At 36.4% G+C, this 17,019-nt stretch carries 12 protein-coding genes and 1 pseudogene; all 13 read left to right on the top strand.

The annotated features are described in order from the left end of the window. Positions 1–161: 161 nt before the first annotated feature. Positions 162–287: pseudogene (locus ACTXGU_RS10405) on the top strand (L-serine ammonia-lyase, iron-sulfur-dependent, subunit alpha); the annotation flags it as partial. A 1-nt stretch (position 288) separates the two neighbouring features. Next, entirely contained in the window at positions 289–2,337 is a 2,049-nt protein-coding gene (gene recG, locus ACTXGU_RS10400; RefSeq protein ID WP_443481509.1) for an ATP-dependent DNA helicase RecG, read from the top strand. A gap of 92 nt (positions 2,338–2,429) precedes the next feature. Further along, a complete protein-coding gene (fapR, locus tag ACTXGU_RS10395; protein WP_443481449.1) occupies positions 2,430–3,017 on the top strand; it encodes a transcription factor FapR in 588 nt (195 codons plus the stop codon). Then, positions 3,014–4,006, top strand: a complete 993-nt coding sequence (plsX, locus tag ACTXGU_RS10390) for a phosphate acyltransferase PlsX (RefSeq protein ID WP_443481448.1) — start codon at positions 3,014–3,016, stop codon at positions 4,004–4,006. The genes fapR and plsX overlap by 4 nt, the downstream gene beginning before the upstream one ends. Before the next feature lie 221 nt (positions 4,007–4,227). Then, positions 4,228–5,172 (top strand): ACP S-malonyltransferase, encoded by a 945-nt coding sequence (fabD, locus tag ACTXGU_RS10385; protein ID WP_443481447.1) that lies wholly within the window; start codon positions 4,228–4,230, stop codon positions 5,170–5,172. 2 nt (positions 5,173–5,174) lie between these two features. Then, positions 5,175–5,918, top strand: a complete 744-nt coding sequence (gene fabG / locus ACTXGU_RS10380) for a 3-oxoacyl-[acyl-carrier-protein] reductase (protein ID WP_443481446.1) — start codon at positions 5,175–5,177, stop codon at positions 5,916–5,918. A gap of 265 nt (positions 5,919–6,183) precedes the next feature. Continuing rightward, positions 6,184–6,414, top strand: a complete 231-nt coding sequence (locus ACTXGU_RS10375) for an acyl carrier protein (RefSeq protein WP_101175522.1) — start codon at positions 6,184–6,186, stop codon at positions 6,412–6,414. 382 nt (positions 6,415–6,796) lie between these two features. Then, positions 6,797–7,594, top strand: a complete 798-nt coding sequence (gene rnc, locus ACTXGU_RS10370; protein WP_443481445.1) for a ribonuclease III — start codon at positions 6,797–6,799, stop codon at positions 7,592–7,594. Between the two features lie 167 nt (positions 7,595–7,761). After that, on the top strand, positions 7,762–11,328 hold the full coding sequence (gene smc, locus ACTXGU_RS10365) for a chromosome segregation protein SMC (protein WP_443481444.1): 3,567 nt from the start codon (positions 7,762–7,764) through the stop codon (positions 11,326–11,328). Positions 11,329–11,636: 308 nt separating this feature from the next. Further along, the gene (gene ftsY / locus ACTXGU_RS10360) at positions 11,637–12,626 is read left to right on the top strand and encodes a signal recognition particle-docking protein FtsY (RefSeq protein WP_443481443.1); all 990 of its coding nucleotides are present in this window, start codon (positions 11,637–11,639) and stop codon (positions 12,624–12,626) included. Between the two features lie 254 nt (positions 12,627–12,880). Then, positions 12,881–15,235, top strand: coding sequence for a DUF7408 domain-containing protein (locus ACTXGU_RS10355; protein ID WP_443481442.1), 2,355 nt, complete (start codon positions 12,881–12,883; stop codon positions 15,233–15,235). Continuing rightward, positions 15,232–16,164, top strand: coding sequence for an ATP-binding cassette domain-containing protein (locus tag ACTXGU_RS10350; RefSeq protein WP_443481441.1), 933 nt, complete (start codon positions 15,232–15,234; stop codon positions 16,162–16,164). The genes ACTXGU_RS10355 and ACTXGU_RS10350 overlap by 4 nt, the downstream gene beginning before the upstream one ends. Continuing rightward, positions 16,161–17,003 carry an ABC transporter permease gene (locus ACTXGU_RS10345; protein ID WP_443481440.1) on the top strand — a complete coding sequence of 281 codons (843 nt, stop codon included), beginning with the start codon at positions 16,161–16,163 and terminating at the stop codon, positions 17,001–17,003. Before ACTXGU_RS10350 ends, ACTXGU_RS10345 begins: the two co-directional genes overlap by 4 nt. Positions 17,004–17,019 lie beyond the last annotated feature (16 nt).

Genomic DNA, 17,019 nt, shown 5'->3' with positions numbered 1-17,019 from the left:
AATAGGCGAGACCCCGCAGGAGCGCAGCGACGAGGAGGCTTGGCATTCGCCCGTGGAAAGCGAAGTGTATTCCTGCTGCGGACCTTCTTTTAAAATCAATAAAGCCTTTTAAATAAGAAATGAGCGTAAAGATAGAATCATATGGTATGATTAAGAGAAATGACAGCATGTATCGCATGGGTTTGTCGATGCCGAATATATTAAAAGAGACTGCACAAGGAGGGTTGGCAGCAACACCAACTGCAAGGAAATTAAAAGCAGAAATCTTTGGGAAAGCTGCGTTATAAAGTGAACGAAGTATTGCATCAATCACTAGATCATATTAAAGGAATTGGCTCCGAAACAAAAAAACAACTGGAAGAGATGAATATTCGTACTATTTATGATTTGCTGGAATACTTCCCCTATCGTTATGAAGACTATCGGCTCCGCAACTTAGAGGAAATCAAACATGAAGAGAAAGTGACGGTAGAAGGGAAGGTTCATAGTGAACCGTCCCTTGTTTATTACGGAAAAAAAAGATCAAGATTAACGATTAAATTATTAGTAGAGAATTATTTAATCAGCGTTGTATTTTTTAACCAGCCTTATTTAAAAAGCAAATTAGCAGCAAATCAACTTGTTACAGTTACAGGGAAATGGGATCAGCATCGTCAGACTATAACAGCAAACGAGATGCAAATTGGCAGCAACCAAAAAGCACAAGATTTTGAACCAGTATATGCAGTAAAAGGAAATGTTAAGGTTAAAGGGTTGAGAAAGTTTATTTCGATAGCTCTAGACCAATATGATAACAAAATAGAAGAAATATTTCCAAGCTCCATATTAACAAAATACCGACTTCTTCCTAGAAAAGAAGCTCTTCGCACGATTCATTTTCCCGCTAGCAGAGAAGAGTTAAAACAGGCGAGGCGACGCTTTGTTTATGAAGAATTTTTACTGTTTCAGTTAAAAATGCAGGCGCTGAGAAAATATGAGCGGGAACACTCACAAGGGATCGAGCAGCATTATCAATTGGATTCATTAAAAGAATTTATTCATCAATTGCCATTTCCGTTAACGAATGCGCAAAAAAGAGTAGTAAATGAAATCTTAAAAGATATGAAAAGTCCTTTTCGAATGAATCGCCTTTTACAAGGAGATGTTGGTTCAGGGAAAACGGTAGTTGCAGCAATTGTTCTCTATGCGACTATTCTTTCAGGCTATCAAGGGGCATTGATGGTGCCAACAGAAATTTTAGCGGAACAGCATGCAGATTCGCTGCAAAAAATGTTTGAGCCTTTTGGCGTTTCATGTGCATTGCTTACAAGCTCAGTGAAAGGGAAAAAAAGAAAAGCATTATTGCAGGAATTAAAAGAAGGAACGATTCATGTATTAATTGGTACACATGCTCTTATTCAAGAGGATGTGGAATTTCAATCATTAGGGTTAGTTATCACAGATGAGCAGCATCGTTTTGGGGTGAATCAAAGAAGGGTGTTGCGGGAAAAAGGGGAAAACCCGGATGTGCTGTTTATGACAGCAACTCCTATTCCAAGAACGCTTGCAATCACAGTGTTTGGCGAGATGGATGTCAGCATCATTGATGAAATGCCTGCAGGAAGAAAAAGTATTGAAACGTATTGGGCTAAACACGATATGTTAACACGAATTCTGCAATTTATGGAAAAAGAACTTTCTCAAGGTCGACAAAGTTATGTTATTTGTCCTCTTATTGAAGAGTCAGAAAAATTAGATGTTCAAAATGCGTTGGATGTACATAGCACCCTTTCTACCTTCTTTCAAAATCGCTACAAAGTTGGATTAATGCATGGAAAACTTCCCCCTGATGAAAAGGATGACATCATGAAAAAGTTCAGCAGCAATACGATTCAAATTCTTGTCAGTACAACCGTAGTAGAAGTGGGGGTAAATGTGCCAAATGCAACGTTTATGTTAATTTATGATGCAGAAAGATTTGGCTTATCTCAGCTTCATCAGCTTCGGGGACGTGTAGGCCGTGGAGACGCACAGTCATACTGTGTATTAATGGCAGATCCGAAAACAGATGTCGGCAAAGAAAGAATGAAAATAATGACCGAAACAAATGATGGTTTTGTCCTTAGTGAAAAAGATTTAGAACTACGAGGACCAGGTGATTTTTTCGGCAAAAAGCAAAGTGGGCTGCCAGAATTTAAGATGGCAGATATGGTTCACGATTATCGAACATTAGAAACTGCCAGAAATGATGCAGCGATGCTCATTCAGTCAACCGCTTTTTGGGAAGGGACAGAATATAAGCATTTGCGAGATTTGTTAACCGAAACAGGCGTGTTTTCTGGTGAGAAATTAGATTAAATAAAAAAAGGTAGATGCTAACTTGCAATCTACCTTTTTTAATTATATACTACTATTAGTACCTAGTCTTAATATCATGGACGGTGTTGCAAATGAGAAGAAATAAAAAGGAACGCCAACTGTTGTTGGTGAAGACAATTAAAGACACTCCTTTTATTACAGATGAAGATTTAGCAGAAAAATTCTCTGTTAGTGTGCAAACCATTCGTCTTGATCGTTTGGAATTATCGATTCCTGAATTAAGAGAACGGATAAAAAATGTTGCAGAAAAAACATTTGATGACGAAGTAAAGTCGTTGCCACTAGAAGAAGTAATTGGCGAAATCATTGATATGGAACTGGATAAATCTGCAATTTCCATATTTGAAGTAAATGAAGAACATGTTTTTAAACGTAACGGCATAGCGAGAGGACACTATTTATTTGCACAAGCCAACTCATTGGCAGTTGCATTAATTAATGTGGATGTTGCGCTTACAGCTAAAGCAAATATTCAATTTACACGATCTGTTAAAATAGGAGAAAGAATTATAGCAAAAGCGAAAGTGGTTCATATAGATACAGAGCATGGCAGAACCTTTGTGGAAGTAAATAGCTTTGTTAATTCAGAACTAGTTTTTAAAGGCGAGTTTGAAATGTATCGGGCAAAAAATAACGGTAAACAGGAGATACAAATATGAAAATTGCAATTGATGCAATGGGTGGGGATCACGCACCAAAGGAAATAGTTTTAGGCGCAGAAAAAGCGATTCAAGCTTTTAGTGATGTGGAGCTTATCCTTATTGGGGACGAAAAGCAGATCCAATCCTACTTAACAACGAACGAAAGAATTAAAATTATCCATACAGAGGAAAAAATTCTTGCAACAGACGAACCGGTACGTGCTGTACGCAAAAAAAAGAATGCCAGTATGGTACTTGGTGCCAACCAAGTAAAAGAAGGAAAAGCAGATGCGTTTATTTCTGCCGGAAACACAGGCGCCTTAATGGCGGCAGGATTATTTATTGTTGGAAGAATTGACGGCATTGAGCGGCCCGCCCTTTCCCCTACTTTGCCGACTATTGCTGGTGATGGTTTTCTTTTATTAGATGTTGGAGCAAATGTGGATGCAAAACCGATTCATTTAGAACAATACGCGATGATGGGCAGCATTTATACAGAAAAGGTTCTTGGCATAAAAAATCCAAGAGTAGGGTTGTTGAATATTGGCTCGGAAGACACAAAGGGAAATGAACTAACAAAAAAAACGTTTGAACTTTTACAGCAAAACAACAATATTCATTTTATCGGAAACGTGGAAGCAAGAGATTTATTAGACGGGGTTTGTGACGTCGTGGTTACAGACGGATTTACCGGAAATATGGTATTAAAAACAATTGAAGGAACAGCATTATCGATATTTAAAATGTTGAAAGCTGCCCTTACAAGCAATTTAAAAACTAAACTTGCTGCAGGCATTTTAAAGCCAAATTTAAAAGAGCTCCGCAATAAACTCGATTACTCGGAATATGGAGGCGCTGCACTATTTGGTTTGAATGCGCCTGTTATTAAAGCTCATGGCTCTTCTGATAGCAATGCGATATATAATGCGATTAGGCAGGCGAGAGAAGTCGTGCAATCTGAAGTAATTGATACGATTAAAGCAACGATTGAAACAACAAAAGTATAGTAGAGGTTGTTCAAAAAGGCACTAAACTAAAGCTTCTAATCTCTTCGTTGGCTTGCTTCTAATTTGTTACCTTTTTGAACACGGACTAGTGGCAGAATTTAGAGAAAGTTCCATTTTTAAGTTTTCATGACTAATCGAAAGAGTTTTCTTTTGACCGTGAGCAACAAAAAAGGTGGTAAATTGTCTATAGTTTGCATATTTATGAAAGGATGATTTTTTTTATGGGTAAAATTGCGTTTGTTTTTCCAGGTCAAGGTTCCCAAACAGTAGGGATGGGAAAAGAATTAGCAGAGAATTTTGCTAAAGCTGCATCCCTTTATAAAACAGCAGATGAAAAGCTTGGTTTTCCATTAAGCAAGCTGATTTTTGAAGGGCCTAAAGAAGAATTAACATTAACATATAATACACAGCCAGCACTATTAACAACAAGTATTGCTTTATTAGAACATTTTAAACAATTTGGCATAGAAGCAGACTATGTTGCTGGACATAGTTTAGGAGAGTACTCTGCGCTTGTAGCAAGTGGTGTATTAGCATTTGAAGATGCTGTTTATGCAGTTCGCAAACGCGGTGAATATATGCAAGAAGCGGTACCTTCAGGTCAAGGTGCAATGGCTGCTATATTAGGTTTAGACAGAAACATTCTTACAGAAGTAACGGAAGCTGTTACAAATGAAGGAAATGCAGTGCAGCTGGCAAATTTAAATTGCCCAGGACAAATTGTTATTTCTGGTACAGCAAAAGGAATCGAACTTGCATGTGAAAAGGCAAAAGAAGCTGGTGCTAAACGAGCAATTCCTTTAGAAGTGAGCGGACCGTTTCATTCGGAATTAATGAAGCCTGCAGCAGTTAAATTTTCTAAGATTTTAGATGATGTTAATATGAACGATGCAAAAGTGCCGGTTTTTGCAAATGTAACGGCTGCTCCGGTTGAAAACAAGGAAACGATTCAGCAGCTTTTAATCGAACAATTATATTCCTCGGTCTTATGGGAAGATTCTGTTAACAAGATGATGGAATTAGGGGTAGATACCTTTATTGAAATCGGCCCAGGTAAAGTATTGGCAGGATTAGTGAAAAAAATAAATCGGAAAGCACAAATTTTCTCAATTTATGATGAAGAAACGAGTAAATCAGTTGCAGATGCATTAAAGGGGGAGAATTAACCATGAAATTAGCAGGGAAAACAGCTTTAGTAACAGGTGCTTCAAGAGGCATAGGAAAGTCCATTGCACTAGAGCTTGCAAAACAAGGAGCAAACATTGCCGTAAACTTTGCTGGAAGTGTAGATCGTGCGAACGAAGTCGTTCAAGAAATAAAAAACTTAGGCAGAGAAGCTATTGCTATTCAATGTGATGTATCAAATGGTGATGCAGTAGCAGATATGATCAAACAAACGCTGGATGCTTTTGGCGCGATTGATATTTTAGTGAATAATGCTGGCATCACAAAAGATAATTTATTAATGCGTATGAAGGAATCAGAATGGGATGATGTTATTAATACGAATCTGAAAGGCGTATTTCTTTGCACAAAAGCTGTTACACGCCCGATGATGAAGCAAAGAAAAGGTCGTATTATTAATATCACATCGATAGTTGGTGTGACAGGCAATCCTGGTCAAGCAAACTATGTTGCCGCTAAAGCAGGTGTAATTGGCTTTACAAAAACAACTGCAAAAGAGCTGGCACAAAGAAATATTACCGTTAATGCGATTGCACCAGGATTTATTACAACTGATATGACAGATAAATTAACAGATGATGTAAAAGAAGCCATGCTAAGCCAAATTCCATTAGGAGCATTCGGAAAGCCGGAGGATATTGCTAATGCAGTTGTTTTCTTAGCATCTGATGAAAGCAGTTATATGACTGGCCAGACATTGCATATAGATGGTGGTATGTATATGTAAGCATGCAGATAAAAGAGTATTTTAGAAGATAAGAATGCATAATTTTTGAAGTTTGATGGATGTCTAGCTTCAGCACCTAGCCCCTGTGAAAAATAACCCTATGCCTCTAAATGTAAAAAACACTTTCGAGTCAAATGAACATTTTTCTTCGGGGCTTAGCAAGGTGCCTACACTTTTCTTATTATTTTTAAGTAAACGGTAAAAAAGAGCATTTATTATTTGAGTAAAATACTCTATAATGCATTTGAGAGGAGGTGAAAAGAAAATGGCAGATGTATTAGAACGTGTAACAAAAATCGTTGTTGATCGTCTTGGTGTAGAAGAATCAGAAGTAACACTTGAGGCTTCATTTAAAGATGATTTAGGTGCAGACTCTCTAGATGTAGTAGAACTTGTTATGGAATTAGAAGATGAGTTCGATATGGAGATCTCTGACGACGACGCTGAAAAGATTGCTACAGTAGGTGATGCTGTTAATTACATAAGTAATCGATAAGTCGCAAACTTTAAAGCTCCGTTTATAGCGGAGCTTTAAGAGTATTGACAGACTCATTTTTGCAGGAACTTCAGGCTGATTGAAAACGTTTGTCTTTCGAGGCGTGAAGCCTTAGGAGGAGCGGAATTACCGTGGTTTGGTAATGAGCATCTGAGTAAGGCGAACAACGAAGAAAGCGAGCGTTTGTCGACAGCCTGAGAGCTCCGTTTATAGCGGAGCTTTCAGTGTAGTGTTGAGACTGTCGCAAAAGGGATATGTATCCTTTGTCAGAGAGATGGTAGACACTTGGAAAGAAAAAACTTTCCAAGTTTCTTTGCGTTTTTTATCTATTTTACTTAAACTTAAAATGGATATGTAAACTTAGGGCTAAGGTGGAGGCAAAATGCGAGGCAACGGAAAAGAAAAAAGAATGATTCGTCCAAACGATAAAAAAATAAAAGAGTTACAACAACAAATTGGTATTCCATTTAATAATGAAAAACTGTTAAAACAAGCTTTTACCCATTCATCATATGTGAATGAGCATCGTAGAAAGCCGCATGAAGATAACGAAAGACTTGAATTTCTAGGGGATGCAGTGTTAGAACTGACTGTTTCACAATTCCTTTTTAAAAAATATCCAATGATGAGCGAAGGAGAATTAACGAAATTACGAGCGGCTATTGTATGTGAACCTTCTCTCGTTACCTTTGCAAACGAATTATCATTTGGCAGTTTTGTGCTGTTAGGAAAAGGGGAAGAAATGACCGGAGGCAGAACAAGACCTGCTTTACTTGCTGATGTTTTTGAAGCATTTATTGGTTCCCTTTATTTAGATCAAGGAATTGAGGTAGTTGTAAATTTTCTAGAAAAAGTAATATTTCCGAAAATAAATGCCGGTGCTTTTTCTCATGTGATGGATTTTAAAAGCCAGCTGCAAGAATATATACAAAGAGACGCTTTTGGAACGTTAGAATACCGAATACTATCAGAAAAGGGGCCAGCACATAATAGAGAATTTGTTTCTCAAGTGTTCTTAAACAGTAAAGAACTGGGTACAGGGAGTGGACGTTCCAAAAAAGAAGCAGAACAACACGCTGCTCAAATGGCTTTGTCGATGCTAAAAACGGAAAGTCCTATTAAAACAAATGTAGCAAACAATATGCAAACATATAGAACAGAGAAAGATAAACAACAGTAATTCTTATTCACCATACAAAACATCAGGAAAAAACAATTAGTGAGTGTTCAAAAAGGGGGATAATAAAAGCGGAAAAGGTCGAGGTGCGGAAGTAATGTATAGATTCGACGGTTAGGCTTCCCGGACTTTTTGAATAACCTCATATAGAAGAACCGGGGGTGAGGAAGATGTTTTTAAAACGGTTAGATGTGATTGGATTTAAATCTTTTGCAGATCGAATTTCTGTCGATTTTGTCCCAGGAGTAACAGCAGTAGTCGGTCCGAACGGGAGTGGAAAAAGTAACATAACCGATGCGATTCGCTGGGTTCTAGGGGAACAATCAGCTAAATCTCTTCGTGGCAGTAAAATGGAGGATGTTATTTTTGCAGGAAGTGATACAAGAAATGCTGTAAACTTTGCAGAGGTTACTTTAACATTAGAAAACGACGATAATTTTCTGCCGCTGGATTTTCATGAAGTGAGTGTAACAAGAAGAGTTTATCGTTCAGGAGAAAGTGAATTCCTTATTAATAAACAAAATTGCCGATTAAAAGATATTATCGATTTATTTATGGATTCTGGTTTAGGAAGAGAAGCGTTTTCCATTATCAGTCAAGGGAAAGTGGAAGAAATCTTAAACAGTAAAGCAGAAGAACGCCGATCCATTTTTGAAGAAGCGGCAGGTGTATTAAAATATAAAACAAGAAAAAAGAAGGCCGAAAGCAAACTTGTTGAAACACAAGAAAATTTAAATCGTGTCCATGATATTCTTTTTGAATTAGAAGGGCAAGTAGAACCATTAAAAATTCAAAGCTCGATAGCAAAAGACTATTTAGAGCAAAAAGAAAACCTAGAACAAATTGAAGTAGCATTAATGGTTTATGATATTGAGGAAGCTCATAAAAAATACGAACAAATCTCTAAACAGGTAACCAATTATAAAGCAGAAGAATTAAAGCTATCTTCCCTTTTACAAGGAAAAGAAGCAAAGATGGAAGAAACGAAAAACTATCTTTCTGCATTAGATGAATCAATAGACAATCTTCAGCAAGTACTGCTAGCAGTAAGTGAAGAGTTGGAGAAATTAGAAGGAAAAAAAGAAGTTTTAAAAGAAAGAAAAAAAAATGCTGCCCAGAACCGAGAGCAGTTGGAAAAAAATAAACAAGAGCTAGAAGCAAGAATAAAGGATGTAACAGTTGAAATAAGCAAGCAGCAACAGGCAGTTAAACAGCTGCAATCAGAAGCACAACAGATAGAGGCGTGTTTAAAGAAAAATGAACAAGATTTGCAGCTGTTAAATGAAAATTTAGAAGAAAAGATTGAAACGTTAAAAAGTGATTATATAGAGCTATTAAATGAGCAGGCTGCGGCAAATAATGAAATAAACTATATAAATCAACAGTTAGAAAATCAAGATCGACGAACAACGCAGCTGGAAGCGGATAATGCAAAACATACAAATGAAAGACAACAAATACTTGAAAAAAAGCAGGAAATGATCCAGAAATCAACTCAGCTTGCCGATGAACTTGAAACGATTAATGAATCGTTGGCAGTGAAACAAGCAGCAGTTGAGGATTTGGTAAACAAACTGCAAAAATTGGAAAAGTCGCTGTATCAGTCGTATCAATTTATTCAGCAGGCAAAGTCGCGTAAAGAAATGCTAGAGGATTTAGAAGATGATTATGCCGGTTTTTTCCAAGGTGTAAAAGAAGTATTAAAAGCAAGAGGAAAGTCGTTAAATGGCATTCATGGAGCGGTTGCTGAATTAATGCATGTCCCAAAAAAATACAGTGTAAGCATGGAAATTGCTCTTGGTGGAAGCATGCAGCATCTTGTTGTCGAAACAGAACAAAATGGACGCGAGGCTATTGCTTATTTAAAGAAGCATGCATTTGGACGGGCAACTTTTTTGCCAATGAATGTTATTAAAGGGAAAACATTAGCTGATTCCCAGCTTCGACTTATTCAAAATCACCCTGCTTTTATTGGCATTGCAGCAAATCTTATTCGTTATGATTCTCCCTACCATGATATTATGCACAATTTATTAGGGAATGTTATTATTACAAAAGATTTAAAAGGTGCCAATGAGATGGCAAAGCTTTTGAACTATCGATCCCGCTTTGTAACGTTAGAAGGGGAAATTGTCAATCCAGGCGGTTCCATGACAGGTGGTGCCATAAAACAAAAGACTGCGTCGATTCTAACACGTAAAGGGGAGTTAGAAGATTTAAAGGCGAAGATTTTTGAAATGGAAAAAACATCCCTTAAATTAGAGGATCAACTAAAAAAAGGGAAAGGCACGTTGCATACAGAGGCATCCAGTTTAGAAAAAATTCAAGACCATGCAGAGGATCTTCGTTTTCAATTGCAATTATGTAAAGATAATTTAAAAGAAATAGAGTTCGAAGAAAGAACAATGAATGAAAAATTATCTTTGTATGATCGTAATAAAGCTGATTTTGTTCAAGAAAATCAAACATTGCAAAACAGACAACAGGAGTTAAAACAATCATTAGAAACACAAAAGCAAAAGATATCGGACTTGGATCATGACATAACAGTTTTAACAGATAAAAAAAATAAACAAAGCTTATCGAAAGAAACGGTTGTCCATGAAATGGGAGAATTGCGCGTTCAATATGCAAGCAAAAAACAGCAGTTAACCCATGCGGAAGAAAAGCTTTCCATACTAACAATAGAATTAAAAGAGAAGGAAGAAAACTGGACGAATGTAAAAGAAGATTTAGAGCTGCTTTCATCCGAGATGACATCAAGCCATTCGGGAGAAGAATATTTAGAGAATGAAGCGGCACAAAAGCTAAAAGAAAAAAAGGAAACAACGAAGCTTATTTCGCAAAGACGGGAAGAACGTCTGCAACTACAAATGACAGAAGAAGATTTAGAGCTGGATATTAAGGAACATCGCCGGATTCATCGCGGAATGGTTCAAGCATTAAATGATGAAGAAATCAGGCTGAACCGGACAGACGTGGAGCTTGACACAAGACTTTCAAACCTTCAGGAAGAATATATGATGACATTTGAAGGAGCAAAAGCAGAGTATCCAATGACGATACAAGTGGAAGACGCACGCAAACAAGTAAAGCTAATAAAATTGGCAATTGAAGAAATGGGCACGGTCAATTTAGGAGCGATTGAAGAGTATGAACGAATTTCAGAGCGTTATAACTTTTTAATCGAGCAAAAAACAGATTTAGAAAATGCCAAAGATACTTTATTCCAAGTGATTGATGAAATGGACACTGAAATGAAAAAAAGATTTGAACAAACATTTACAGGAATAAAGACTCATTTCGAACCGGTCTTTCAAGCGTTATTTGGTGGAGGACGTGCAGATTTACGCTTAACGAATCCTGATGATCTATTAAATACTGGAGTTGAAATTGTGGCACAGCCCCCTGGGAAGAAACTGCAAAACCTTGGGCTTTTATCTGGCGGTGAAAGAGCATTAACAGCCATTGCCCTATTATTTTCGATTTTAAAGGTGCGCCCGGTGCCATTTTGTATTTTAGATGAAGTAGAAGCGGCATTAGATGAAGCGAATGTATTTCGATTCAGTTCGTACTTAAAATCATATAGCAGTGAAACCCAGTTCATTGTTATCACCCATCGAAAAGGCACAATGGAAGGAGCAGATGTTCTTTATGGTGTCACCATGCAGGAATCTGGTGTTTCCAAATTAGTATCGGTAAAGTTAAGCGAAATGGACAGCCTTGTAGCTAATTAATCAAACAAGGCGGCTTACGCAGTTCTTAAATGATTGGCTATGTTAATAAAGCTAATTGTTGATTTTGGCACTATGTTGATTGGAGTGGAAGGCGTGAGACTCCTGCGGGAAAAGCGAGTCAGAGGGAGACCCCACAGGCGCACAGCGCCGAGGAGGCTCCCGGACCGCCCGCGGAAAGCGAACGCCTGGAACGGAAATCAACAACAGGCAAGTTTAACAGAGCCAAAAGATAAGAAGTATAAAATTTTTAACTTAGATGAGTGTCTAGCTCCAGCGCCTGCGCTTCTCTAATGAAAGAAGGGAAATATATGAGCTTTTTTAAAAAATTAAAAGAAAAAATGACCCAGCAAACAACTGCGGTATCAGAAAAGTTTAAAGAAGGATTGTCTAAAACAAGAAATAATTTTTCAGAAAAAGTAAATGATCTTGTTTCACGATATCGAAAAGTCGATGAAGATTTCTTCGAAGAGTTGGAAGAAATTTTAATTGGTGCCGATGTTGGATTTGACACCGTTATGGAGTTAATTGATGAATTAAAAAAAGAAGTAAAACGAAGAAATATTCAAGATCCAAAAGAAGTACAGGCCGTTATTTCTGAGAAGCTAATTGCAATTTATGAAAATGGAGATGATTCTTCTTCGACAATAAATGTGCAAGAGAATGGATTGACCGTTATTCTTTTTGTTGGCGTTAATGGCGTTGGGAAAACGACTACCATTGGAAAATTAGCTCATTATTATCAGTCAGAAGGAAAAAAGGTATTATTAGCTGCAGGAGATACATTCCGAGCTGGAGCAATTGAGCAGCTGGAAGTTTGGGGAGAACGTGTAGGCGTTGACGTAATAAAGCAAGTAGCAGGATCTGATCCTGCCGCGGTAATGTATGATGCCGTGCATGCTGCGAAGTCTCGTAATGCAGATATTCTTTTATGTGATACGGCCGGCCGCTTGCAAAATAAAGTGAATTTAATGAATGAATTGGCAAAAGTGAAAAAAGTGATTGAGAGAGAAATTCCAGGAGCACCCCATGAGGTACTATTAGTATTGGATGCAACAACGGGACAAAATGCGTTAGTGCAGGCAAAAACATTTAAAGAGGCAACTAATGTTAGTGGAATTGTGTTAACGAAATTAGATGGGACAGCAAAAGGCGGCATCGTTTTAGCTATCCGCAATGAATTAAATATTCCTGTTAAATTAGTTGGTTTAGGAGAAAAGATGGACGATTTACAACCATTTGATCCAGAAAAATATGTGTACGGTTTATTTTCTAATTTAGTGGAAGAAGCCGAAGAATAAAGAAAAAGCTGATTACAAAATGTAATCAGCTTTTTTAGTATGCTCATTTCGATACAAAAAATCTATTCTATATAAATTCCTTTTTTTAGTTGAATATTATGATTATTTACAATAAGGTTAAACAGAGTGTAAAAATACCAGTTAATAAAAAAATCTACAAAAAAATGAAAAAAAGTGTAGGGGAATCGACACTTACGATCGTTTATTAAGTGGTTGAAAAAAATTTACCGATTATTATATGGAATGGAGGATGAATGTTGAAGACCTCAAAAAAGGCAATCATCGTTTTAGTGTTAATTTGGTTATTATTTTCCGTTACAGAAAGAGAGGCTTTTGCAAAAAAAATAGCAAGTGATTTAAAAATTACGACAGAAGCAGGTTTTGACGGAAAAATAGGAGAAGGAAAAGGCTACCCGCTTACAATTACAGTTGAAAATACGGGAAAAGCGTTTAAAGGGGATTTATTATTACCGAATTCTCCATCATATGAGATGGGAGGAAGCAAAGTATTAGCAATTGATGTACCTGCCAATAGTCAAAAAACTTATACCATTTCTCTTTCTGGTTTAAATACAGAAAATAGCAACAATGCGATCCGATTGTATAAAGGGAATTGGCAGGACGGTGTCCAAGCGAGTTTTACTGGTGTAAAAAATATAAAAGCGAATTTTATTACAGACTATACACTCGGAATTTTAAGTGAACAATACGATCAATACAAAAGCTTGCGGGATTTGCCCAGTAATTCTGTTAAAACCGTAGAACTGACAAAAGAAAAGATGCCAGACAGCTCCATTGGTTTAGAAGCGATTAATTACTTATTAGCTGACGACTTTTCTCTGTCAGAATTAAGTGAATTACAGCAAAAGTCTATACATGATTGGATAGTAAAAGGCGGAATATTGATTACGGGCAGTAAGCCTAATAGTGAACAAGATTATGGTGATCTTCATTCTTTGCTGCCATTAAAAGCCAGCAAAGAAACGACTATTTCAAGCACTGCTATACATAGTGGCAACAATGGAAATGTAAAAGATTTTTCTATTTCTTCATATGAAACAACCCTTACTGATGGAAGTGAAGTGATTTCCAAAAGTAAAAATACACCAATTATTGCGAAAAAAAAGGTTGGAAATGGCTTGATCATCCAAACTGCTTTTTCACTTCATGATCCTAATTTGCTGACTTCGGATATGTATGCCAATTGGTTTGAACAGTTGTTGTTTTCGCAAAATACGCAAACGTTAAATAGTCAGCAATACTCAAGTGGTTTTTGGAGTGATTTATACTATTCTTTTTTTGAATCAAATGAGTATTTTAAAAGCTCGAACTTTTCAATTTTGTTGATCATTGGCATTTTGCTTAGTTATTTGATTGTGGTTGTTCCAGTGCTGTATTTTGTTTTAAAGAAAAAAGATAAAAGAGAATATGCTTGGTGGATTATACCTAGTATTGCTATTTTGCTGTCAGCAGGTTTGTTTATCGTTGGAGCAAAGGATCGCATTAAATCTTCTCAATTTAATGAAATGGGGATGTTTAAATATGAAAATAATTATTTAACAGGATATTATGCTACCACTTTATTAAGTAAAAATGCTGGAGATTATACGCTTGACTTTAAAAGTTCTGAATATACGCCAATTCCTTTTGCAGGTTATTCCAACTATAAAAAAGAATCGGTAACAACAGAAAAACGACAAATGAGTGAAATACATTTTACTGATGTTGAATATTGGTCTAATCGAACAATGGTTGGAAACGCTATAAAGCAATTAAAAGGCGGATTTGAACCAAACTTAAATAGTGCAGAAAAAACAATAACAGGAACGATTAAAAATAATTTCCCGTATAATTTTTCCGCTGTTTATATTTGGTCTGGAAAAGACAAAATTAAAATCGGCAGTTTAAAAGCAGGAGAAACAAAAAATATTAATGCAGCAAAAAATGAACCATACTTTTCTGCACCAATTGATCAAAATTCTCATGGATATTATCTTGGAAGCTATAAAGGTAAAGATTTAACGGAATTTCGTGCGAAAGTACTTGAAAATGCTGTTGCACAAAATCAATGGATAGAAATGAACGAAGGAAGTAAACCGATTATTTATGGGATAACAGAGGATGAAATTATCTCTGTTAATCTAGTAGATGATCAGGTGAAAAAGAACAAAACAAGCATCATTATGCAACCTATTTCATTGGGTAATCATTTTTCAGGCAAATTTACTTTTACAGAGCAAAACCTTGATAAAAAAATTACCATTATGAAAGGTGCGATATATAGCAAATCAGTTATCCATGATTTATTGGTAGAAACGGGTGAATACGCATATAATCTCCAAGTTCCGAATTCTTTTGATCTGAATAAAATGTCTTTTCAGTCATTGGACATTCAAGGGCAAAGAGCAGCAGGAGCTGAATTTACGATTTATAATAACGAAACAAAAAAATATGAAGGCATAAACGGTTCGTTTATTGCGAATAAAGAGAAAGTTGGTCAGTATATATCAGTTAAAGGTTCGATTATGATTCGGATTAAAAAGATGTCGAGTGGAGATCCTTACGTATCAATGCCGCCTATTAAGCTAAAAGGAGAGGTAAAAGAATGATAGAGATTCATGATCTTTCCAAAAATTACGGAAAGTTTACTGCGTTGCACCCTTTAAATTTAACGATAGACAAAGGAACAGTATTTGGTTTTGTTGGACAAAATGGAGCAGGCAAATCAACGACATTTTCTATGTTGTCTACCTTATTGGCCCCAACTTCTGGCACTGCCTATATAAATGGCTTTAACATTATCGAGGAGCCAAAAGAAGTACGCAAACAACTTGGATATATGCCGGATTTTTTTGGTGTATATGATCAATTAAAAGCAGAGGAATATTTGGATTTTTATGGAGCAAGCTATGGCATCAGTGCGGTAGAGCGTCAAAAATTAATCCCTCAGCTGTTAGAATTAGTGAATTTATCTCATAAAAGAGGAGAATATGTTGATTTACTTTCAAGAGGAATGAAGCAGCGTCTTTGTTTAGCACGCAGTCTTATTCATGATCCAGCCGTTCTTATTTTGGATGAACCTGCATCCGGATTAGATCCTAGAGCTCGTGTTGAAATGAGAGAAATATTAAAAGAGTTAAAAAAGATGGGAAAAACGATTATGATTTCTTCTCATATACTGCCTGAATTAGCGGAAATGTGTGATGTGATCGGGATTTTAGATCAAGGCGTCATGGTAGCACAAGGAGCAGTTTCTGATATTCAACAGCAGCTTCAAAGTGAAAAACTAATTACGGTCATCACGTTAGATGTCGAAAAAACGATACATTTTTTAGAAGAAAATTTTCAAGTATCTAAAGTAGAACGTATTGGCGACAATAAAACCGTTCAATTTTTATATAAAGGCAGTGACGAAGAGCAAATGCAGCTCCTAAAAAAGGCAATGTTACTAGATATTCCTATCGTTAGTTTTTCTCAAGCGGAAACGAATTTAGAAGATATCTTTATGGAAATAACAAAGGAGGTTGAATTTTCTTGAAGTCCTTTTTTATGAATCCTGTGTTAAATAAAGAGATTAAATTACGGTTTCGTTCAGGAAAGAGCTTTCTTGGCTTGCTCTTTTATTTGCTTGCACTAAGCATTCTTTTAATCGGTTATATGTATATAGGAATGCTTTCGAATACAAATGGGTTTTTTAAACCTGAAAACAGCCGTGATATGTTTATGTTATTTTCTTTTATCCAACTATGCCTGATATTGTTTATTACTCCAGGGTTAACAGGGGGAGTTATTAGCAGTGAAAGGGAAAGGCAAACGTTAAATATACTTCTTACGACAACACAAAGCAGCATCGGAATTGTGATAGGAAAACTATTGTCTTCCCTTTCTTATTTAGTTCTCTTATTATTTGCTAGTTTGCCTTTGTATAGTTTGGTGTTTTTATATGGAGGCGTTTCTCCTACACAAATTTTTTATACATTTATGTTCTTTTTGTTTACGATGATTGCCATCGGGAGTTTAGGCGTCCTATTTTCTACTTTAATAAGAAAAACGATTGTTTCGATGGTAACCACTTACAGTTCTGTTCTGTTTCTTGCAGGTGGAACTGCTGTAATAGCTTTAATATTGTATCAGCTGGCGATGATAAATGCCCAAGGACATCAAGTTGATTCTCCGTATTTTTATTTTATCGCGATGTTAAATCCAGGTGTTATTTTAGGCGGAATGTTTCAACCAGAGCTGCTTGCTGAAATAAAGGGGCAATCAGGGATAGATTTTCCGATGTGGGTAGCGTATGTTATTTCTTATTCAGTCATAATCATTGCATCGCTTACGATTAGCATCCGTAAACTTAGACCGAATATGAAAAAGGGATAATAAAGTGAGGAATGAA

This window comes from Niallia sp. 01092 (assembly GCF_052318935.1).
In the GTDB taxonomy this organism is placed as follows: Bacteria; Bacillota; Bacilli; order Bacillales; family Cytobacillaceae; genus Niallia.
Note: the sequence above shows the minus strand (reverse complement) of the source record. Positions and strands in the feature narration are given on the sequence as shown.

What these genes read in the sequence shown, in the direction of transcription:
- fabD (WP_443481447.1), top strand. Translation starts at nt 4,228, where the DNA reads ATGGGTAAAATTGCGTTTGTTTTTCCAGGTCAAGGTTCCCAAACAGTA.
- ACTXGU_RS10375 (WP_101175522.1), top strand. Translation starts at nt 6,184, where the DNA reads ATGGCAGATGTATTAGAACGTGTAACAAAAATCGTTGTTGATCGTCTT.
- fapR (WP_443481449.1), top strand. Translation starts at nt 2,430, where the DNA reads ATGAGAAGAAATAAAAAGGAACGCCAACTGTTGTTGGTGAAGACAATT.
- ftsY (WP_443481443.1), top strand. Translation starts at nt 11,637, where the DNA reads ATGAGCTTTTTTAAAAAATTAAAAGAAAAAATGACCCAGCAAACAACT.
- rnc (WP_443481445.1), top strand. Translation starts at nt 6,797, where the DNA reads ATGCGAGGCAACGGAAAAGAAAAAAGAATGATTCGTCCAAACGATAAA.
- plsX (WP_443481448.1), top strand. Translation starts at nt 3,014, where the DNA reads ATGAAAATTGCAATTGATGCAATGGGTGGGGATCACGCACCAAAGGAA.
- smc (WP_443481444.1), top strand. Translation starts at nt 7,762, where the DNA reads ATGTTTTTAAAACGGTTAGATGTGATTGGATTTAAATCTTTTGCAGAT.
- ACTXGU_RS10350 (WP_443481441.1), top strand. Translation starts at nt 15,232, where the DNA reads ATGATAGAGATTCATGATCTTTCCAAAAATTACGGAAAGTTTACTGCG.
- ACTXGU_RS10355 (WP_443481442.1), top strand. Translation starts at nt 12,881, where the DNA reads ATGTTGAAGACCTCAAAAAAGGCAATCATCGTTTTAGTGTTAATTTGG.
- fabG (WP_443481446.1), top strand. Translation starts at nt 5,175, where the DNA reads ATGAAATTAGCAGGGAAAACAGCTTTAGTAACAGGTGCTTCAAGAGGC.